15 protein-coding genes are annotated in these 19,947 nt (G+C 74.7%); 11 read left to right on the forward strand and 4 right to left on the reverse strand.

The window, feature by feature from the left end:
• Nucleotides 1-781: DNA-3-methyladenine glycosylase family protein (locus GCU69_RS32725; protein ID WP_170315890.1), on the forward strand; the 781-nt coding region annotated here is incomplete at its 5' end.
• Between the two features lie 84 nt (nucleotides 782-865).
• Here the strand turns inward: GCU69_RS32725 and GCU69_RS19530 are convergent.
• The 3 genes from GCU69_RS19530 to GCU69_RS19540 all read right to left on the reverse strand — a co-directional run bounded on the left by GCU69_RS19530 (nucleotide 866) and on the right by GCU69_RS19540 (nucleotide 4,050).
• Nucleotides 866-2,314 carry a coenzyme F420-0:L-glutamate ligase gene (locus GCU69_RS19530; protein ID WP_156206747.1) on the reverse strand — a complete coding sequence of 483 codons (1,449 nt, stop codon included), beginning with the start codon at nucleotides 2,312-2,314 and terminating at the stop codon, nucleotides 866-868.
• Nucleotides 2,311-3,294, reverse strand: a complete 984-nt coding sequence (cofD, locus tag GCU69_RS19535; RefSeq protein WP_156206748.1) for a 2-phospho-L-lactate transferase — start codon at nucleotides 3,292-3,294, stop codon at nucleotides 2,311-2,313. The genes GCU69_RS19530 and cofD overlap by 4 nt, the downstream gene beginning before the upstream one ends.
• A 114-nt stretch (nucleotides 3,295-3,408) precedes the next feature.
• Entirely contained in the window at nucleotides 3,409-4,050 is a 642-nt protein-coding gene (locus GCU69_RS19540; RefSeq protein WP_098752196.1) for a cysteine dioxygenase, read from the reverse strand.
• Between the two features lie 752 nt (nucleotides 4,051-4,802).
• Between GCU69_RS19540 and GCU69_RS19545 the strand changes: the two genes are divergently transcribed.
• The 3 genes from GCU69_RS19545 to GCU69_RS19555 all read left to right on the forward strand — a co-directional run bounded on the left by GCU69_RS19545 (nucleotide 4,803) and on the right by GCU69_RS19555 (nucleotide 11,102).
• On the forward strand, nucleotides 4,803-5,066 hold the full coding sequence (locus GCU69_RS19545; RefSeq protein ID WP_098752195.1) for a WhiB family transcriptional regulator: 264 nt from the start codon (nucleotides 4,803-4,805) through the stop codon (nucleotides 5,064-5,066).
• A 457-nt stretch (nucleotides 5,067-5,523) separates the two neighbouring features.
• Nucleotides 5,524-9,528, forward strand: a complete 4,005-nt coding sequence (locus GCU69_RS19550) for a glycosyltransferase family 2 protein (protein WP_156206749.1) — start codon at nucleotides 5,524-5,526, stop codon at nucleotides 9,526-9,528.
• The gene (locus tag GCU69_RS19555) at nucleotides 9,525-11,102 is read left to right on the forward strand and encodes a DUF5719 family protein (protein WP_156206750.1); all 1,578 of its coding nucleotides are present in this window, start codon (nucleotides 9,525-9,527) and stop codon (nucleotides 11,100-11,102) included. The genes GCU69_RS19550 and GCU69_RS19555 overlap by 4 nt, the downstream gene beginning before the upstream one ends.
• A 23-nt stretch (nucleotides 11,103-11,125) precedes the next feature.
• On the opposite strand, the gene GCU69_RS19560 is transcribed toward GCU69_RS19555, so the two are convergent.
• Nucleotides 11,126-11,590 (reverse strand): metallopeptidase family protein, encoded by a 465-nt coding sequence (locus tag GCU69_RS19560; protein WP_098752202.1) that lies wholly within the window; start codon nucleotides 11,588-11,590, stop codon nucleotides 11,126-11,128.
• A 270-nt stretch (nucleotides 11,591-11,860) separates the two neighbouring features.
• Between GCU69_RS19560 and GCU69_RS19565 the strand changes: the two genes are divergently transcribed.
• From GCU69_RS19565 to GCU69_RS19595, 7 genes are all read left to right on the forward strand, one after another.
• Entirely contained in the window at nucleotides 11,861-12,301 is a 441-nt protein-coding gene (locus tag GCU69_RS19565; protein ID WP_098752201.1) for a DUF3499 domain-containing protein, read from the forward strand.
• A gap of 364 nt (nucleotides 12,302-12,665) precedes the next feature.
• On the forward strand, nucleotides 12,666-14,279 hold the full coding sequence (locus GCU69_RS19570; protein ID WP_156206751.1) for an L-lactate permease: 1,614 nt from the start codon (nucleotides 12,666-12,668) through the stop codon (nucleotides 14,277-14,279).
• A gap of 90 nt (nucleotides 14,280-14,369) precedes the next feature.
• On the forward strand, nucleotides 14,370-15,728 hold the full coding sequence (locus GCU69_RS19575; RefSeq protein ID WP_098752191.1) for a phosphomannomutase/phosphoglucomutase: 1,359 nt from the start codon (nucleotides 14,370-14,372) through the stop codon (nucleotides 15,726-15,728).
• A 180-nt stretch (nucleotides 15,729-15,908) separates the two neighbouring features.
• Nucleotides 15,909-16,121, forward strand: a complete 213-nt coding sequence (locus GCU69_RS19580) for a Trm112 family protein (RefSeq protein WP_098752190.1) — start codon at nucleotides 15,909-15,911, stop codon at nucleotides 16,119-16,121.
• 119 nt (nucleotides 16,122-16,240) lie between these two features.
• The gene (locus tag GCU69_RS19585) at nucleotides 16,241-17,422 is read left to right on the forward strand and encodes an SIS domain-containing protein (RefSeq protein WP_098752189.1); all 1,182 of its coding nucleotides are present in this window, start codon (nucleotides 16,241-16,243) and stop codon (nucleotides 17,420-17,422) included.
• Nucleotides 17,423-17,705: 283 nt separating this feature from the next.
• A complete protein-coding gene (gene manA, locus GCU69_RS19590; protein ID WP_098752187.1) occupies nucleotides 17,706-18,902 on the forward strand; it encodes a mannose-6-phosphate isomerase, class I in 1,197 nt (398 codons plus the stop codon).
• Between the two features lie 87 nt (nucleotides 18,903-18,989).
• Nucleotides 18,990-19,928, forward strand: coding sequence for a cation diffusion facilitator family transporter (locus GCU69_RS19595; protein WP_098752186.1), 939 nt, complete (start codon nucleotides 18,990-18,992; stop codon nucleotides 19,926-19,928).
• The last annotated feature ends 19 nt before the right edge of the window (nucleotides 19,929-19,947 follow it).

A 19,947-nucleotide genomic window follows, 5' to 3' on the forward strand; every position in this document is an offset into this window, starting at 1 on the left:
CAGCCGCACCCCCGCCGGGCCCGGCACGCTGCGGCTCGCGCGGCTGCGCTCCGGCGAGGTCGAGGCGCAGGCATGGGGCCCGGGCGCCGAGTGGCTGCTCGACGGGCTGCCAGCGCTGCTCGGTGCCGAGGACGAGCCGGAGGCCTTCATTCCGCGGCACCGCCTGGTCCACGAGACGCACCGGCGCCATCCCGGCCTGCGGCTGGCCCGGACCGGCCTGGTGCTCGAATCCCTGGTGCCCTCGGTCCTGGAACAGAAGGTCACCTCCGACGAGGCGTACCGGGCCTGGCGCCTGCTGCTGTGGCGGCACGGCGAACCGGCGCCCGGCGCGGACGACATGCGCGTCATGCCGGACGCCCGGGGCTGGGCGATGCTCCCGTCCTGGGAGTGGCACGCGGCGGGCGTCGACGGCAAGCGGTCGGCCGCGATCGTCAGGGCGGCCCGGGTCGCCCGCCGTCTGGAGGAGGCCGCGGCGATGGACCCGGTGGCGGCGTCCGCGCGGCTCCAACTGGTCCCCGGCATCGGCCCGTGGACCGCGGCGGAGGTCCTCCAGCGCAGCAACGGCGCGCCCGACGCGGTCACGGTCGGCGATCTCCACCTGCCGAAGATCATCGGCTACGCCCTCACGGGTGCCCGGGGCACCGACGACGCCCGGATGCTGGAACTGCTGGAGCCGTACGCCGGACAGCGTCACCGCGCCTGCCGCTACATCCTGCTGGCCGGGCGGGTGCCCCCGCGCCGCGCGCCCCGGTTCCCGGTGGGCGACATCCGGGGGATCTGACCACCGCCGGCCGGACCCGCCGCGGGACGGGAACGGACCAGCCGCGGGAGCGGGCCGGCCCCGCGGCGCGGCGGGCGCGCCGCCTCAGCGCACCTCGACGAACGTCTCCGCCTCCCGGGCGGGCCGCTCCTTCGGCGGCGCCGCCGGGTGTCCCACCGCGACCGCGCCCATCGGGTCCCACCCGGCCGGCAGGCCCAGCACGTCCCGTACGACGTCCCGGCAGAACATGGTGGAGGACACCCAGGCGGAGCCCAGCCGTTCACCGGCCAGCGCCACCAGGAAGTTCTGCACCCCGGCCCCGGCCGCGACGACGAACATCTCGCGCTCCGAGGCGTTCCGCCGCGCGTCCCGGTAGGTGTGCGAGCCGTCCATGACGAGGCAGGGCACCACGAGATACGGCGCGTTGCGCAGCACGTCGCCCCGGCGCACCCGCTTCGCGATGCTCTCCTCGGAGAAGCCGTCCCCGCGCAGATCGGCGATCCAGGCCTCGCGCATCGCGTCGAGCAGTTCCGTACGAGCGCCCTCCGACTCCAGCAGCACGAACCGCCAGGGCGTGGTGTGGTGCGGCGCGGGCGCGGTGACCGCCGCCGCGACCGCGCGGCGCACGGCACCGCCGTCCACGGGCTCGTCGGTGAACTCGCGGACGGTACGGCGCAGCGTCACCGCCTCCCGTACGGCCTCCGAGGTGCCCAGCCGGAACATGTCGTCGACGGCCGGGCGGACCAGCGCCCGCGCGCCCCGGTCCGGCTCTTCGGCCGGCCCCCGCTGCCCCGCCTGCCCGGTGCCGGACGCGTCCCCGGCAGTGCCGTCCCCGGCCGCGTCCCGAACCCCTGCTGCGGGCGCACCCGCGGGCGCACCCGGGGGCAGGTCCGTGAACGCGACCACATGCGGCAGCCCGCGCACCACGGCCACCGGGAGCCCGTCCGCCTTGCCCTTCACCAGGTCCCCAGCGGCGGCCAGTTCGTCGGCGGTCGCGACGATCGTCGCGCCCAGCGGATTGCCGTACGCGTCGGTGCCGCCGCGCAGATCGTCGAGGACCCGCACCCCGGCGGCGCCGATGGCCACATCGGTCAGCCCGGTCCGCCAGGGGCGCCCGAAGGTGTCGGTGACGACGACGCCGACGTCCACGCCCAGCGCCTCCCGCAGCCCGGCGCGTATCGCGCGGGCCGAGGCGTCCGGGTCCTCGGGGAGCAGCAGCACCGTCCCGGCCGGGGTGTTCGAGGCGTCGACCCCGGCGGCGGCCATGACGAGCCCCTGCCGGGTCTCCACGATGCGCGTCGGGCCGCGCCGCGCCACCACCCGCACCGTCTCGGCGTCGATGGCCGCCTCGCGGTCCGCGGCCTCCAGGACCCGGCCCTCGGCCTTGCTGACGATCTTCGAGGTGACCAGCAGCACGTCACCGTGCGCGAGCCCGGGCAGGCCGGAGGCGGTGGCCGCGTCGGCGATCAGCTTGGCCAGATCGTCCCCGGCGCCGACCTCCGGCATCCCGGGGAGCGCCCAGACGCGGTACGAGGGCACGTCGTCGCGGCTCACGCGCGGACCTCCTCGGCCAGCGCGAGGGCCTCGCGGGCCATGGCGGCCGTGGCGTCGAGGTCGGTCATCAGCAGCGGTACGGCGCGGCAGCGGATGCCCGCGGACTCGACCTCGTCGACGGCCGCGGCGTCGCCGGTGTCGACGAGCCAGCCGTCGAGCAGCCCGGAGCCGTAGTGCCGGGCGACGGCCGCGGCGCTCGACTCGACGCCGATCGCGGAGAGCACCTTGTCGGCCATGCCGCGCACGGGAGCGCCGCCGACGATGGGGGAGAGGCCGACGACCGGCACCCCGGCGTCGGCGATGGCCTCGCGGATCCCGGGGACGGCGAGGATCGTGCCGACGCTGACCACGGGGTTGGACGGCGGGAAGAGCACGAGGTCGGACTCGGCGATGGCGTCCAGCACACCGGGGGCGGGCTTGGCGTGTTCGGCGCCCACGGGCACGACGGCGTGCGCGGGCATGGCGGCCCGGTGCCGGACCCAGTACTCCTGGAAGTGCACGGCCTTGCGGCCGCCCTTGCTCCCCGCGTCCTCCTCGCCCTCCGGGGTGTCGATGAGGACGTGCGTCTCGACGCGGTCGTCGGTCATCGGCAGCAGCCGCACCCCGGGCCGCCAGCGCGCGCAGAGGGCTTCGGTGACGGCGCTGAGCGGATAGCCCGCGCTGATCATCTGCGTGCGGACGATGTGGGTGGCGAAGTCCCGGTCGCCGAGGCCGAACCACTCCGGGCCGACGCCGTACGCAGCGAGTTCCTCCTTGACGGTGAAGGTCTCGTCGGCGCGGCCCCACCCCTGCTCCTCGTGGATGCCGCCGCCGAGCGTGTACATCACGGTGTCGAGGTCGGGGCAGATCTTGAGCCCGAAGAGATGGATGTCGTCACCGGTGTTGCCGATGACGGTGATGTCGGCCTCGGGGCTTGCCGCTTTCAGGCCGCGGAGAAAGCGGGCGCCGCCGATACCGCCGGCCAGAACCACAATGCGCATGAAGACAGTCTGTCAGCCGAAGGCTGATCCGTTGAGGGTGGTGGCGGGCGACGGGCGGGACTGTCAGCCGGAGGCTGATCCGTTGAGGGTGGTGGCGGGCGACGGGCGGGACTGTCAGCCGGAGGCTGATCCGTTGAGGGTGGTGGCGGGCGACGGGCGGGGCTGCCGGCCCGCGGGGGGCGCCACCGGTGTTCCCCGGAGCGCGGCCGCCGGGGCGCAGGTCCGCGCCCGGGCCGCGGCGGACGGACGCATCGGCATCTCGGTGAGGCCGGGAAAGTAGACGTGCAGGCTGACGGCCGGTACGAGCGCGTCGTTGACCACCTCGTGCACATGTCCGGGCGCGATGACGCGCTGCGCCCCGGGGCGCAGGGAGCGCCGCGCCGCGGTGCCGGGGTGCCCGTTCGCGCCGGAGTGTTCGGTCAGTTCGCCGTCGAGGACGGTGAGGACACCGGAGGACGGACCGTGGTCGTGGGCGCCGCTGCCCTGCCCGGGGAGCCAACTGAGCAGCCAGACCTCGTATCCGGGGCCGGTGCGCAGCCGGTGGTACCAGCGGCTGGCCGCGTCGTACCGGACGACGGGCGACCAGGAGTCGCGGTCGGCGGCGATCTCGCGCGCCAGACCGGCGAAGTCGGCGACGGTGGCCGGGTGTTCGGGCACGGCCGGCAGGAGGTGCGGGAGGGCGAGCGGGTCGCCGGCGATCTGGACGTCGCTGTCGAGACCGGTGGGGTTGTAGCCGTTGACGGCGGGGCTGTTCATCGCAGGAGGTTCCTCGGCGGAAGGTGCTGGCGGGCTGAGGCGGCGGCCGCGGGTGGCGCGGGCCGGGAAGGCAAGGGGCGAGGGCCCTGCGGAGGGTGAACCGGAGGGCCGTGAACCGGGGGAGACACGCGCCGGGGACGGTGTGTGTCGGGGGCGTGCGTCGACGTGTGCCGGGGCAAGCCGCGGTCCGGCGGTCCGGCGGTCCGGGCGTACGGGCCGCGGGTCCGGCGGCGGGAAGGTCAGCGGCCGGAGCGGCGACAGCGGCAGCGACAGAGGACGCCCGGGGCACAGCGGAGCGCGTCACCGCGGAGGCGGGAGCGGGTCCGGGAGGGGGCGTGGGTCGCTGGCATGCGGTCAAGGAGAGCGGTTGGACGTTCCCCGTGTCAACTGAATGCCCTGTTTGCCGCAGATGTTCACCTCATCCGGTTACCCCGTACGCGGAAAGGTTTGTGCAGTGCGCTTCGGGGACACATGGCGCAACAACCCTGCGGGGACCGCCGTTGCGATTCTGTTATCCGGCTGTGATCATTGCCGTCGGACGGGGCGGGAAGCCGAGGCTTGAGGGGTGCCACGGTTTATCCCGATTTGAACACTTTCTGCATTGCCTTGGTTCCCCAGGGTGAATAAGGGGCTCAATAGCAGATCCCGGCTTGACTGCCCCGGATCGGCACACTTGTAATTTCACTCGTGTCGTTCGGCCGTTATCGGTAACGGCGGCATCACGGGGACACGAAGACAGACGAGGGGCGCACATGGCCGAGCTGTTCCAGCAACTGCTGGTCGAGGAGGCGGACGAGGAGCTCGGATGGCAGGAGCGCGCGCTGTGCGCCCAGACCGATCCCGAGTCGTTCTTCCCGGAAAAGGGTGGTTCCACCCGCGAGGCGAAGAAGGTCTGCCTGGCCTGTGAGGTGCGTTCCGAGTGTCTTGAGTACGCCCTCGCCAACGACGAGCGGTTCGGCATCTGGGGCGGCCTCTCCGAGCGCGAGCGCCGGCGGCTGAAGAAGGCCGCCGTCTGAGGGCGTCCGCCGATTGGGGAAGGCCGCCGGCCGAAGAAGTCGCCGGCCGGGGAAGACCACCGGCTGAGGAAGGCCGCCGGCTGAAGAGGCCCGCCGTCCGCAGAGTGGCCGTCGTCCGAAGGGGCCCGTCGCTCACAAGGGCATCGTTCAGCAGGGCATTGTCCGAAAAAGGGGCGTCGTTCGGAATCGTCGGGCCGGTGCCCTCCGGCCTTCCGTGTCCAACGCGCCGCCCGGCCGGGCCGCATGGGTGCACCGCTCCGGACTGAATTCCGGACAAGCGCGTATATAAGTATTGTTCCGCCTCCCGGGCAGCAGGCACGGGAGGCGGTGTGCTGCACCGGTGGCCGGTCTGGGGCCCCGCCGGAGCGGTTAGTGTGGTGGCCCGTCCGAGACGCACCGGCCTCCCCACGGAGCGCTTGCGTCCACCGCAGTCCAGCGAACCGGGGCCCGTACCTCGATGTCCGTGCACAGCCACTCGGCGCAGAGCCGACCGGCAGCCTCCTACGGAGCCGCCGCACCTGAGTTCCCGCGACACGTCGTCACCGCCGTGCTCGTGTCCCACGACGGCGCCCGCTGGCTGCCCGACGCGCTCGCCGGGCTGGTCGGCCAGGAGCGGCCGGTGCAGAACGTCATCGCCGCCGACACCGGCAGCGCCGACGAGTCCGCCGCCCTGCTCACCGAGAAGCTCGGCGCCGACCGGGTGCTGCACCTCGCGCGCCGTTCGGGCTTCGGCACGGCCGTCGACGAGGCGGTCCGTACCGCCGGTGTGCTCACCCCGGAGGACCTGCCGTATCTGAAACGCCCCAGCGGCTGGGACCCCGTCACCCGCACCTGGCACGACGAGGCGTACGACATGCCGGAGCTGCCGCACGGCGAGCCCGTGCAGTGGCTGTGGCTGCTGCACGACGACTGCGCGCCCGAACCGGAGGCCCTGGCCCAGCTGCTGCGGGTGGTCGACGACAGCCCCTCCGCCGCGATCGTCGGACCCAAGCTGCGCGGCTGGTACGACCGCAGGCAGCTGCTCGAAGCGGGCGTCAGCATCGCCCGCAGCGGCCGCCGTTGGACCGGTCTGGACCGGCGCGAGCAGGACCAGGGGCAGCACGACCAGGTCAGGCCCGTGCTGTCGGTGTCGACCGCGGGCATGCTGATCCGCCGAGACGTCTGGGAGGAGCTCGGCGGCTTCGACCGGCGGCTGCCGCTCATGCGCGACGACGTCGACCTGTGCTGGCGCGCCCAGGCCGCCGGCCACCAGGTGCTCATCGCCCCCGACGCCGTGCTGCGGCACGCCGAGGCGTCCGCGCGCGAGCGCCGCCCGATCGACTGCGTCGGCCGGTCCGTCGCGAACCCGCACCGCGTCGACAAGGCCGGTGCCGTCTACACCATGCTCGTGAACACACGCGGCGCCGCCCTGCCGTACGTGCTGCTGCGGCTGGTGCTCGGCACCCTGCTGCGCACCCTCGCCTATCTGGTCGGCAAGGTGCCCGGGCAGGCCCTGGACGAGATCTCCGGTCTGTTCCGGGTGCTGCTGCGGCCGGAGCGCATCCTCGCCGGACGGCGCAGGCGCGGCCGCCCGGCGGTCGAGGCGAACGAGCTGCGCCCGCTGTTCCCGCCGCCCGGCGCCACCCTGCGGGCCACCGTCGAGGCGGTCGCGGGGAACTTCGGCGGCCGGTCCGAGCCCGAGCTGGCCTCCGGCGGCCGGCACGGCGCCGTCGAGTCCGGGCCGGGCGGCGACGACGCCGACTTCCTGGAGATCGAGCAGTTCGCGCGCCTCAAGCGGCTCGCGCGCAAGCCCGGCCCCGTGCTCTTCCTCGTCCTGCTGGTGGTCTCGCTCGTCGCCTGCCGCGGACTCCTCGGCTCCGGGGCGCTCTCCGGCGGCGCGCTGCTCCCCGCCCCCGCGGACGCCGGTGACCTGTGGGCGCGTCACTTCGGGCTCTGGCAGCCGGTCGGTACCGGCGGCACCGAGCCCGCGCCGCCCTATCTCGCCGTCATCGCGACACTCTCCACGCTGCTCCTCGGCAGCACCGGCGCCGCCCTCACCCTGCTGCTCGTCTGCTCGGTGCCGCTGGCCGGATTCACCGCCTACTTCGCCTCCCGCCCGCTGGCCGAGTCCCGGCTGGTACGGGCCTGGGCGGCCGTCGCCTACGCGTTCCTGCCCGCCGCCACCGGGGCGCTCGCGGGCGGCAGGCTGGGCACCGCGGTGCTCGCCGTACTGCTCCCGCTCATGGCCCGCGCGGCCGTCGCCGCGAGCGGACTGCGGCTGCCGGAGGGCGCGCGGCCCGGCTGGCGCGCCGTGTGGGCGTACACCCTCCTGCTGACCGTCACCACCGCGTTCACCCCGGTCGTCTGGCCGGTCACCCTGCTGCTCGGCGTCGCCCTGCTGGTGCTCCGCAAGGTGCGCCACGAGGCCGGTACGACCGGGCGTCTGCTGCGTCTCGCCGTCGTCCTCGGCACCCCGCTGCTGGTGCTCGCGCCGTGGTCGCTCTCGCTGCTGACCTCGCCGTCCCGTTTCCTCCGGGAAGCCGGCCTGGACTACGGCACCGGGGCGGCCTCCGCGCTCGACCTGCTGCTGCTCGGCCCGGGCGGTCCCAAGGCCGCCGGGGGCTGGCTGCTGGCCGGTGTCGTGCTCGCCGCCCTGGCGGCGCTGCTGCGCGGCGAGCGGAGGCTCGCGGTCCGGGCGGCGTGGACCGTCGCCCTCGCCGGCCTGCTCTTCGCGGCCCTGTCGAACGGCTCCGCCTGGGCCGGCCCCGCGACGCTGGTGTACGGCATCGGGCTGCTGGCCGCGGCGGCTGTCGGCGCGGACGGCGCGCGCGAGCGGGTCGCGGCGCAGAGCTTCGGCTGGCGCCAGCCGGTCGCCGCGCTGATCGCCGTGGCCGCCGTGCTGAGCCCGTTCGCCGCGGCGGTCGGCTGGATGGCCGGCGGTGCCGCCGGGCCCGTCGAACGCCGCGATCCCGTACAGGTCCCGGCCTTCGTGGCCGAGGAGAGCAAGACCCAGGACCAGGCCCGCACCCTGGTGCTCGGCGGATCCCGGGAGCGGGTCGCGTACACGCTCGTCCGCGGCTCCGGCGGCCGGCTCGGCGACGCCGACCTGTCCGCCGCGAGCGGCGGCGACATCCGGCTCGACGGAATCGTCGCCAACCTCGTCGCGGGCTCCGGCGCCGACCAGAGCGACCAGCTCGGCGACTACGCCGTGCGCTACGTCCTGGTGCGCGACGGGGCACCCCGCGAGATGCGCCGGGTGCTGGACAACACCCCCGGCCTGACCCGGCTCAGCCAGGAGGACGGCAGCTCGCTCTGGCGGCTCGACCGGCGCGTCGCCCGGGTCACGATCGAGGCACCGGAGCAGGACGGCCCGGCGGCCGGGACGGACGGCGGGCCGGTCCCGGTCGCCGCGGGCCCCGTCGAGGCGCACACCGACATCCCGGAAGGCCCGCAGGGGCGCGTGCTGCGGGTGGCCGACCGGGCCGCCCCGGGCTGGCAGGCGACCCTCGACGGCAAGCCGCTCACCGCCACCACCGTGGACGACTGGGCGCAGGGCTTCGAACTGCCCGCGGACGGTGGCCGGCTCGACCTGACGTACGAGACACCGCTGACGCACACCCTGTGGGTGTGGGCGCAGGGGCTGCTGGCCGTCGTGCTCGTCGTCCTCGCGCTGCCCGGGCGGCGGCGGGACGTCGACGACGACCTGCCGGAGGCGGAGCAGGCCGCGGCCGTTCCCGCCCAGCCGGTGGAGGGCGAGGGGCGCCGGGCCCGCAGGCTGCGGGCCGCGGCGGAGGCCGAGGCGGGCGACGCGCGGCCGGAACCGGTGCCGGGCGGTGTGCCGCAGCAGGACGCCGATCCGTACCGGGCACAGCCGCAGCCCCCGTCGCCGCCCTCCCGTCCCGGGCAGCCGGTGACGGAGCCGGCCGGCGTGCCCGAGCCCGCGGCGCCTGCCGGCGGTGCCCGCCCCGGACAGGGCGGACAGGCCCCGGGGGACGATCCGTTCGACGCGTTCCGGCCCGCCGACGGCCTGCCGCCGCCGGTGCCCGCCGAGGCCCCCGCGCAGCCGGCGGCCGACCCGTACGCCGGTGTGCCGCAGCAGCAGTCGTACACCGACTGGGAGCCCCAGGGGTACGCGGCCGGCTATCAGCAGTACCCGGGGCAGCCGTACCCGGAGCAGCAGCAGTACCAGGGCGAGCCGTATCAGGGCGGCGGCTATCCGGGGCAGTATCCGGACGGGACGTACCAGCAGGCGGCGTATCCGGACGGGACGCAGCCGGACGGGACGTACCAGCCGGGGCAGTATCCGGACCCGTACGCCGGGCAGGGATACGGCGGCGGGCAGTACGACGCCCGCTACGCCGACCCCTATCCCTACGGCGCCGCGCAGCCCTACGCCGACGGCACCCATCCCGACCGGAGCGACTCGGCCCACGGGGACGGCACCGAGCCCGCCCCCCGCCGCGACGGGAGCGACGAGCAGTGAACCGCACCATCCTGTCCCTGGCGGGCGCCGCCACAGCGCTCGCGGTGATCACCGGGGTCGCCGCGCTGGCCGCCCCGGACGGCTCGCCGGGCGGCGCGCCGGCGGCGGCCGAGCGGCTGCCGGTGGAGCGTTCCGCGCTGCTGTGCCCGGAGCCCTCCCTGTCCGCGCTGGCGGAGACCGCGTACACCTCGGTCACCCCCGAGGGCGCGAAGGGCACCAAGGGCGGCGCGGAGCTGCTGCCCGCGGAGCGCGCGGACGGCTCCGGCCCGGGCAGCGGCGGCGGCGACGACAACGACGGCAACGGCGATGGCGACGAGGACAACGGCGGCAACGGCGGCAAGGACGACAAGGACGGGGCGCGGGGCGGTGACGCGAAGCCCGTGGCGCCGCTGAAGGAGCCCGGCAAGCCCGTCCTCGCCGAGGCGTCCGGCGCCGACGCCCCGGCCCTCATCGGCACCGCGGACGGCAGTGTGGCGCCCGGCTGGACGGTGCAGCAGACCACCGTCATCGGTTCCGGCAACGGCCGGGGCGTGCTCGGCACGTCCTGCTCGCCGCCCGACACGGACTTCTGGTTCCCCGCCGCGAGCACCGCCGAGGACCGCTCGGACTACGTCCAGCTCACCAACCCCGACGCCTCGGCGGCCGTCGTCGACCTGGAGCTGTACGGCAGCGACGGCCGGATCACCACGAAGACCGGCGAGGACATCACGGTCCCCGGCCGCTCCTCGGTGCCCGTCCTGCTGTCCACGCTGACCGAGGAGCCGGTGACGAACGTCGCCGTGCACGCCGTTGCCCGCTCCGGCCGGGTCGGCGCCTCCGTCCGCGCCATGGACGACAAGCTCGGCAGCGACTGGCTGCCCTCGGCCGCCGCGCCGTCGGGCACGGCGGTGCTGCCGGGCATCCCGGCGGACGCCACCTCCGTACGGCTCGTCGCGGTCGGGACCGGTGAACGGGACGCCGACCTGGAGGTGCGGCTCGCGGGCAAGACCGGGACGATCACTCCGGCCGGGCACGAGACGCTGACCGCGAAGAGCGGCATCACGACCGCCGTGGACCTCGGGGACGTCACGAAGGGCGAGCCCGGTTCGCTGGTGCTGAGCCCGGCGGAGGGCAGCGAGCCCGCGCCGTTCGCCGTCGCGCTGCGCGTCACCCGCGGCAAGGGCGACAAGCAGGAGACGGCCTTCATCCCGGCCACCGGACCGGTCGAGGAGCGCGGCACCGTCGCCGACAACCGGGCGAAGGGGACGACGCTGGCGCTGACCGCCCCCGGGAAGACCGCGAAGGTGAAGGTGACGGCCTCGGCGGGGAGCGGCGGCGGTGAGTCCGTCAGCAAGAGCTACACGGTGAAGGCGGGTACGACGCTGGAGGTGCCGGAGCCGCCCGCGCCGAGGGACGGCAAGGGGACGTACGCGCTCACGGTGGAGCCGGTCTCGGGCGGCCCGGTGCACGCGGCACGGATGCTCGAACTCCCGGAGGACGGCGTCCCGATGTTCACGGTCCAGACGATCCCCGACGACCGGGGCTCGGTCACCGTCCCGGAGGCGGGCGAGGATTTGTCGCTGCTGATGGACTGAGCCGGTGCGCCGCGGTGGGCGGCTCAGTCCTGTCCGTACCGCGGATCGACCGATTCGGGTGCCAGTCCGAGCAGTTCGGCGACCTGTTCGACCACGATCTCGTGGACGAGCAGGGCCCGTTCGTCGCGGTTCTTGGTACGGATCTCCACCGGCCGCCGGTAGACGACGATGCGCGGCGGTTCGCCGCCTCGGGCCGCCGTGAGCCCGCCCAGCGGGACCGTGTCCTCGTCGTCCCAGGCGCTCGCGGGCTCGTCGTCGGCGGCGCCGAGGGAGGGCACCTCGCGCACGGCGAACTCGACGTCGGCCAGCTGCGGCCAGCGGCGTTCCAGCCGTTCCACGGAGTCGTGCACCAGGTCGGTGAACGCCGTCGCCCGGCTGATCGCGAGCGGTACCTGGGGCGGTGCCACGGGCCCGCGCATGCCGCGTCCGTGGCGGTCGCGGCGGCGCGGACGGGGCTCGGACGGGCGAGGTGGCACGGCGTTGCTCATCACCTCCGAGAGTAGCCGCAGGGCCGCTGAACCGGCGGTCATGCGCGCAGGGTCGCGCCGTGTCGCTCCGCGTCGGGTCCTGTTCTTCTGTGTGCGTTTCAGCCATATATGCGATCGGTTTTGCCCGGTGTCATGACCGATCATCGCGAGGCGAAGAGCGCTGTCCGGCAGGGCCGGTGCCTCCGGCCACCGCCGCCCGGCCGCGGCGGTCCCGCCTCCCCCGCAGGTCAGCCCGGGCTGCCGCAGGTCAACCCGGGTGCGGCTGCCGCGCTGACACGGTGGGGTGGGCTCGGGAGGAGTCGTCGCGGCCCGCTCAAGAGTGCGGTACCGTCCAACATCGTGAGCCCTGTACGTCGATGTTCGCGCACAGCGTGCGGTCGTCCCGCCGTCGCGACGCTGACCTACGTCTATGCCGACTCGACCGCCGTCCTGGGGCCGCTGGCCACCTACGCCGAGCCGCACTGCTACGACCTGTGCGCGGAGCACTCCGAGCGGCTGACTGCGCCGCGCGGCTGGGATGTCGTCCGGCTCGCCGTCGACACCGGGCCCGCGCGGCCGAGCAGCGACGATCTCGAAGCCCTCGCCAACGCCGTGCGCGAGGCGGCGCGTCCGCAGCAGCGGACCGGGGGGACGGCGGGCGGCCGGGAGGCGGACCCGATGGAGGTCGCCCGGCGCGGCCACCTGCGCGTGCTGCGCTCGCCGGACTCGTGAGGCGCCGGGCGGACCGCTGAACCACGCGGAGCCTGCGGGCTGTTCCCGCGGGCTGTTGTGGCGCCCGGCGCCCTGTCGCACCCCTGGCCCGCCCAGGCCGCCGCGCGGGCTTTCCGCCTCCTTCGCGCGCGGGGCCCGCGGGGCTACCGGCGCCCGGCCCGTGGACGCGCCCCGTCCCTGAGCGTCCACCCCGCCGCTCTCCGTCCCCGCCGCCCTCCGTGCCGTTCCGCTGCCACAGATGCTGCCGGAAGCATTGACGCCACTTGTCACGGACACGACCATGCCTTCCATTCCCGGGTGATCGGTTTCCGCTATGCGGAATTGTCTCGTTCCCGCCCGGGGCCAGCCACTCCGGGAGGCCCGTGTGTTCGTACAGCAACTGGAGCCCGTAGCCGACTCCCAGACGCTCTCCGCCCTCGTCGCCGTACTGCCCCTGCTGACCGTCCTGGTGCTGCTGGGCGCGGTGCGCATGCGGGCCCACTTCGCCGGGCCGATCGGGCTCGGTGTCGCCGCGCTGGTCGCCTGGATCCCGTACGGGATGCCGCTGGGCCAGACGCTCTCCGGGGCGGCCCAGGGTGCCCTCTTCGGGTTGTTCCCGATCATGTGGATCGTGGTGAACGCCCTCTGGGTGTACCGGATGACGGTCCGCACCGAGCACTTCGACGTGCTCCGCCGGTCGTTCGGCAGGCTCTCCGACGACCCCCGCATCCAGGCGCTCGTCGTCGCCTTCTGCTTCGGCGCGCTGCTGGAGGCGCTCGCCGGATTCGGGGCGCCCGTCGCGATCAGCGCCGTGATGCTGGTCGCGCTGGGCTTCACCCCGGTCAGGGCCGCGGTCGTCGCCCTCGTCGCCAACACCGCGCCCGTCGCCTTCGGCGCCATGGGCACCCCGGTCGTCACGCTCGCCCAGGTCACCGGGCTGCCGCTGGACTCGGTGGCGTCCGTCGTCGGGCGGCAGACGCCGCTGCTCGCGCTCGTCGTGCCGCTGCTGCTCGTCGTGCTCGTCGACGGCCGGCGCGGGCTGCGCGAGACCTGGCTGCCCGCCCTCGCCTGCGGAACGGCCTTCGCCGTGGCCCAGTTCGCCGCCTCCAACTACGTCTCCGCCCAGCTCGCCGACATCGCCGCCGCGCTCGCCGGTGCCGGAGCCCTCGTCGCGCTGCCGAGCGCCCGCAGGCCCGCGGCCGAACCGGTGCGCGCCGCCGTCCTCACCGGCGTCCGCAGCGACGACCTCGACCGCGAGGACCCGCGGCCGGAGGTGCTTCGCGCCTACGCCCCGTACGCGCTGATCGTCGCCGTCTTCTCGGTCGCCCAGCTCGGCCCCGTCAAGGACCTGCTGGCGAAGGTCACCCAGAGTTTCGACTGGCCGCTGCTGGACGTCGCCGGGCCGGACGGCGAACCGGTCTCCGCGAACGTCTTCTCGCTGCCGCTGCTCGCCACCGGCGGCACGCTGGTGCTGCTCGCCGGGGCCGGCACCGCGCTGGTGCTGCGCGTCCCGGTGCGCGCGGCGCTGCGCGAGTGGGCGGCCACCGTGCACGAACTGCGGTACGCGATCCTCACCGTCACCTCGGTGCTCGCCCTCGCGTACGTCATGAACCTCTCCGGACAGGCCGCCGTCATCGGGCACTTCGTCGCCGCGGCCGGAGCGGGGCTCGCCTTCCTCTCGCCCGTGCTCGGCTGGTTCGGCGTCGCCGTGTCCGGCTCCGACACCTCCGCGAACGCCCTCTTCGGCGCACTCCAGGTCACCGCCGCCCGGCAGTCCGGCCTCTCCCCGGAACTGCTCGCCGCGGCCAACAGCTCGGGCGGTGTGCTCGGCAAGATGATCTCCCCGCAGAACCTCACCATCGCGTGTGCCGCGGTGGGCCTCAAAGGCCAGGAGGGCGACCTGTTGCGCAAGGTGCTGCCGTGGAGTCTGGGACTGCTGTTGCTGATGTGTCTGATCGTCGTCGCGCAGAGCACCTTCCTGGCCTGGATGCTGCCCTGACCGGCGCGGCTTCCGCCCGGCCGCTGCCGGTGCGCCGCGCCGTTCCGGGTAGGTTGGTGATCCCGTAACGGACTCCAGGAGGGCTTGGCTGTGCCTGATCTGTCCAAGATCGTGAAGGCGTACGACGTCCGCGGCGTGGTCCCGGACCAGTGGGACGAGTCACTCGCCGAACTCTTCGGCGCGGCCTTCGTCCGGGTGACCGGGGCGAGCGCGATCGTCACCGGGCACGACATGCGCCCCTCCTCGCCCGGGCTGGCGCGCGCCTTCGGCCGGGGCGCCGCCGCGCTCGGCGCGGACGTCACCGAGATCGGCCTGTGCTCCACCGACCAGCTGTACTACGCCAGCGGACGGCTCGACCTGCCCGGCGCGATGTTCACCGCGAGCCACAACCCGGCCCGGTACAACGGCATCAAGATGTGCCGGAGCGGCGCGGCCCCCGTCGGCCAGGACACCGGCCTGGCGGACATCCGCGAACTGGTCGAGCGCTGGGCCGGACAGGGCGCCCCGGAGCCCGCGGCCGCCCCCGGCACCATCGCGCAGCGGGACGTGCTCGCGGACTACGCAGCCCATCTGCGCGGCCTCGTCGACCTCTCCGGGATCCGGCCGCTCAAGGTCGTCGTGGACGCGGGCAACGGCATGGGCGGCCACACCGTGCCGTCCGTCCTGGCCGATCTCCCGGTCGAGCTGGTCCCGATGTACTTCGAGCTGGACGGCACCTTCCCCAACCACGAGGCCAACCCGCTGGCCCCCGAGAACATCGTCGACCTCCAGGCGAAGGTCCGCCAGCTCGGCGCCGACATCGGACTGGCCTTCGACGGCGACGCCGACCGCTGCTTCGTCGTGGACGAGCGCGGCGAGGGCGTCTCCCCGTCCGCGATCACCGCCCTCGTCGCCGCCCGCGAACTGGACAAGCACGGCGGCGGCACCGTCATCCACAACTGCATCACCTCCTGGTCCGTCCCCGAGGTGGTCCGGGAGCACGGCGGCACCCCCGTCCGCACCCGCGTCGGACACTCCTTCATCAAGGGCGAGATGGCCCGCACCGGCGCGATCTTCGGCGGTGAGCACTCCGCGCACTACTACTTCCGGGACTTCTGGAACGCCGACACCGGCATGCTCGCCGCGCTGCACGTCCTCGCCGCCCTCGGCGAGAAGGACGGCACGCTCTCCGGCCTCGTCGCCGAGTACGACCGCTACGCCGCCTCCGGCGAGATCAACAGCACCGTCGACGACCAGACGGGCCGCGCCGCCGCCGTCAAGGCCGCGTACGCCGACCGCCCCGGCACGGAGCTGGACGAGCTGGACGGCCTCACGGTCACGGCCGCCGACTGGTGGTTCAACCTGCGCGCCTCGAACACCGAGCCACTGCTGCGGCTCAACGTCGAGGCCCGCGACCAGGCCACCGCCGACAAGGTCCGCGACGAGGTCCTGGCGATCGTCCGCGGCTGACCTCGTGAAGGCCTGGACGCGGCGGGGGCCGCCGACGCCGCTCCCCTCCAGGCCACCCGCGCGTCCCGCCCGGGCCGGGGAACAGCGGTACGGCGCCCTCCCCGGCCCGGCGGTACGCTGACGAGATCGAACACCTCTCCCGGCCCGGCGGGTCCGGAGAACCACCGAAGGGACCGCCCCATGCCGCTCGAAGCCGGACTTCTGGAGATCCTCGCCTGCCCGGCGTGCCACGCCCCGCTCCGCGAGGAGACCGCGGACGGCACCGGCGGCGGTTCCCCCGACGACCGGCCCGGCACCGAGCTGGTCTGCACCGGCGAGGGCTGCGGCCTGGCCTATCCCGTCCGGGACGGCATCCCCGTCCTGCTCGTCGACGAGGCCCGCCGGCCCGGCTAGCACCGGGCCCGCCCGCCCCCGCGGCGGTCCCGTGCCCGCGGCGGCCCTGCCGTCCCCGCGGCCCAGGGGCTCCCGGCAGACGAACAGCGCCTTCCCCCGGCGATCGGAGGCTCCACCAGATGCTCGACGAGTCCCTGCTCGACGACCCCGAGGCGCTGGCCCGGGCCGACACCCGCGGTCTGCTGCGCGGCGCGGCCGAGTCCGGCGCCCGGGTCCGCACCGCCGCCCGCGGCGCCGCCGAGGCGGGGCTCGCGGACCTCGAACCCGACGGGCGGCCGCGGTCCCTGCTCGTCGCCGGTCCCGGACCGACCACCGGCTGCGTCGCCGACCTGCTGGCCGCCCTCGGCGCCGGCAACACCCCGGTCAGCCTGATCCGCCCCACCGGCGACCGGCCGCACCCGGGCTCGCTGCGCTGGGTCCTGCCCGGCTGGGCCGGGCCGCTCGACCTGCTGCTCGTCCTCACCGCCGACGGCACCGAGCCGGGACTCGCCGCGCTCGTCGAACAGGCCTACCGGCGCGGCTGCTCGGTCGTCTCGGTCGCCCCGGACCGGGCGCCGCTCGCCGAGGAGGTCTCCGGCCGGCACGGCATCGCGGTGCCGCTGACCGCGATGCCGTACGAGAGCGGCACACCGTTCGAGGGCGCCGTGCCGTACGAGAGCGCGGGACCCGGCACCGGCCCGGCCGGCGGTGAACCGCCCGGCACCCTCTGGGCCCAGCTCACCCCGCTGCTCGTCCTGCTCGACCGGATCGGCTTCCACCCCGCGCCGCCCGCCGCGGTCCAGCTCGTCGCGGACCGGCTCGACCGGACCGCCGAGCGCTGCGGCCCGGCCGTCGCGACGTACGGCAACCCGGCGAAGACCCTCGCCGCCGAGCTGGCGGAGTCCCTGCCGCTGCTGTGGAGCGACGGGCCCGCGGCGGGCGCCGCCGGGCGGCACTTCGCGCGCACCCTGGCGGCGGTCGCCGGCCGCCCCGCGCTCGCCGCCGAACTGCCCGAGGCCCTCACCGTCCACGGCCCGCTGCTGGCCGGAACCCTCGCCGCCGGGGCCGACCCCGACGACTTCTTCCGGGACCGGGTCGAGGACCCCGCCGCGCTGCACGCCCGTGTCGTGCTGCTGCGCGAGCAGGAACTGAGCGGCAGCTCGCCGACGCCCGCCGCCCGCGAGTTCGCCCTCGCCCACGAGGCGCCCGTCAGCGAGCTGGAACCGCACGAGGGCAGCACCCTGGAAGCCGTCGCGGAACTGCTCGCCGTCACAGGTTTCGCCGCTGTTTACCTGGCGCTCGCCTCGGGTGAGCGATCATGAACCCGGGGGACGCCGGGCGTTCCGGCGTGCTCCGGACGTCCGACGCGTGCTGTGCGCGTGGTGCGCGTGGTGCGCGCGGTGTACGCGGTGTACGCGGTGTACGCGGTGTACGCGGTGTACGCGGTGCATCCCGTGCGCGCCGCGCGCCCCGCGCGTGCCCTGCGGACACGGCGCGCGCCGACCGCGTCCCCGCCGTGCGGCCCGTAGGCTCGGGCCGTCCGGCACTCCCGTCCCCGTAGTCGGGCCGCAGTCGCAGCCGCCCGTGTACCAGTCAGGAACGACCATGGACCGCCTCGCCAACACCGTGCGCCCCTACGCGTGGGGCTCCACCACCGCCATCCCCGAACTGCTCGGCACCGAGCCCACCGGTGAGCCGCAGGCCGAGCTGTGGATGGGCGCCCACCCCGGGGCGCCGTCCCTGGCCGACCGCGGTGACGGCCCCGTGCCGCTGTCCGAGCTGATCGCCGCCGACCCGGCCGGGGAGCTGGGAGAGGCGGCGGCCGGCCGCTTCGGGCCCCGGCTGCCGTTTCTGCTCAAGCTGCTCGCCGCCGCCTCGCCGCTCTCCCTCCAGGTCCACCCCGACCTCGCGCAGGCCGAGTCCGGCTTCGCCGACGAGGAGCGCCGCGGCGTCCCGGCCGACGCGCCGCACCGCAACTACAAGGACGCCAACCACAAGCCCGAACTCATCTGCGCCCTCACGCCCTTCGACGGGCTCTGCGGCTTCCGGCCCGCCGCCGAGAGCGCGGAACTCCTCTCCGGCCTCGGCGTCGACTCCCTCAAGCCGTACGCCGACATCCTGCACGCCGAGCCGGAGGAGGCCGCCCTCCGCGAAGTCCTCACCGCCGTGCTCACCGCGGACCGCGCCGAGATGGCCGAGACGGTACGGCTGGCTGCGGAGGCCGCCGAACGGCTCGGCGGCACACCCGGCCCGCACCGGGACTCGTACGCCGCCTACGCCTCCATCGCCCGCCACTACCCCGGCGACCCGGGCGTCATCGCGGCGATGCTGCTCAACTTCGTCACGCTCCAGCCCGGCGAGGCGCTGTTCCTCGGCGCCGGAGTGCCGCACGCGTACCTCGACGGCCTCGGTGTCGAGCTGATGGCCAACTCCGACAACGTGCTCCGCTGCGGCCTCACCCCCAAGCACGTCGACGTGCCCGAACTGCTGCGCGTCACCCGCTTCGAGGCCACCGCGCCCGCCGTGCTGCGCCCCGAGGCCGTGGACGGCGAGGAGACGTACGAGACCCCGGTCGACGAGTTCCGGCTCTCCCGCTACGCGCTCGCCGCCGGCGCGGCCCCCCGGCAACTCCCCGCCGGCACCCCGCAGATCCTGCTCTGCACCGCCGGAACCGCCGTGCTCACCGGTGCGGACGGTGCCGAACTCCCGCTGTCACGGGGCGAGTCGGCCTACGTGCCGGCCGCCGAACAGGTCCGGATCGGCGGCACGGGCACCGTTTTCCGCGCCACCGTGCGGGCCTGATCCACCCCCCGGCGGCGCGGCTGCAACAATGTGCGCCCGGACGGCGGCGCCTGTGCCGCACGGCTATGGAAGGGACAACCGGCACATATGAGCGCGTCAGGCGGAACCAAGGCGATTGTCGCGGCGTTGGTCGCGAATCTGGCCATCGCGGTGGCCAAGTTCGTGGCCTTCCTGTTCAGTGGCTCGTCGTCGATGCTGGCGGAGAGCGTCCACTCGCTCGCCGACTCCGGCAACCAGGGGCTGCTGCTGGTCGGCGGCAAGCGGGCCAAGCGGGCGGCGACCGCCGAGCACCCGTTCGGCTACGGCCGCGAGCGGTACATCTACAGCTTCCTGGTGTCGATCGTGCTGTTCTCGGTCGGCGGCATGTTCGCGCTCTACGAGGGCTACGAGAAGATCAAGCACCCGCACTCGCTGGAACACTGGTACTGGCCTGTCGGCGTGCTCGTCTTCGCCATCATCGCCGAGACCTTCTCGTTCCGTACGGCCATCAAGGAGTCGAACGAGGTCCGCGGCAAGCAGACCTGGACCCAGTTCGTCCGCCGCGCCAAGGCGCCCGAGCTGCCCGTGGTGCTGCTGGAGGACCTGGGCGCGCTCGTCGGCCTGTTCCTCGCGCTCGGCGGTGTCGGCATGGCGCTGGCCACCGGCGAGGGCGTCTGGGACGGCATCGGCACCCTGTGCATCGGCGTGCTGCTGATCGTCATCGCCATCGTGCTGGCCGCGGAGACGAAGTCGCTGCTGCTGGGTGAGGCGGGCGGCACGGAAGAGGTCGCGGCGATCCGCTCGGCGGTCGTCGACGGCGAGACCGTCACCCGCGTCATCCACATGCGCACCCTGCACCTCGGTCCGGAGGAACTGCTCGTGGCCGCCAAGATCGCGGTGGAGCACGACGACACGGCGGGGGAGATCGCGCGGGCCATCGACGCCGCGGAGGCCCGGATCCGCGAGGCCGTGCCGATCGCCCGCGTCATCTACCTCGAGCCGGACATCTACCGGCCGACGGCGAAGAGCCCGACGCCCGAGAAGTAACGGCGCCCGCGAAGCAGCG

This window comes from Streptomyces lycii (assembly GCF_009735685.1).
In the GTDB taxonomy this organism is placed as follows: Bacteria; Actinomycetota; Actinomycetes; order Streptomycetales; family Streptomycetaceae; genus Streptomyces; species Streptomyces lycii.

Excerpts from the sequence above, each read along its gene's own strand:
- GCU69_RS19595 (WP_098752186.1), top strand. The coding sequence starts at position 18,990 with ATGAGCGCGTCAGGCGGAACCAAGGCGATTGTCGCGGCGTTGGTCGCG.
- GCU69_RS19545 (WP_098752195.1), top strand. The coding sequence starts at position 4,803 with ATGGCCGAGCTGTTCCAGCAACTGCTGGTCGAGGAGGCGGACGAGGAG.
- manA (WP_098752187.1), top strand. The coding sequence starts at position 17,706 with ATGGACCGCCTCGCCAACACCGTGCGCCCCTACGCGTGGGGCTCCACC.
- cofD (WP_156206748.1), bottom strand. The coding sequence starts at position 3,294 with ATGCGCATTGTGGTTCTGGCCGGCGGTATCGGCGGCGCCCGCTTTCTC.
- GCU69_RS19560 (WP_098752202.1), bottom strand. The coding sequence starts at position 11,590 with ATGAGCAACGCCGTGCCACCTCGCCCGTCCGAGCCCCGTCCGCGCCGC.
- GCU69_RS19550 (WP_156206749.1), top strand. The coding sequence starts at position 5,524 with ATGTCCGTGCACAGCCACTCGGCGCAGAGCCGACCGGCAGCCTCCTAC.
- GCU69_RS19580 (WP_098752190.1), top strand. The coding sequence starts at position 15,909 with ATGCCGCTCGAAGCCGGACTTCTGGAGATCCTCGCCTGCCCGGCGTGC.
- GCU69_RS19585 (WP_098752189.1), top strand. The coding sequence starts at position 16,241 with ATGCTCGACGAGTCCCTGCTCGACGACCCCGAGGCGCTGGCCCGGGCC.
- GCU69_RS19540 (WP_098752196.1), bottom strand. The coding sequence starts at position 4,050 with ATGAACAGCCCCGCCGTCAACGGCTACAACCCCACCGGTCTCGACAGC.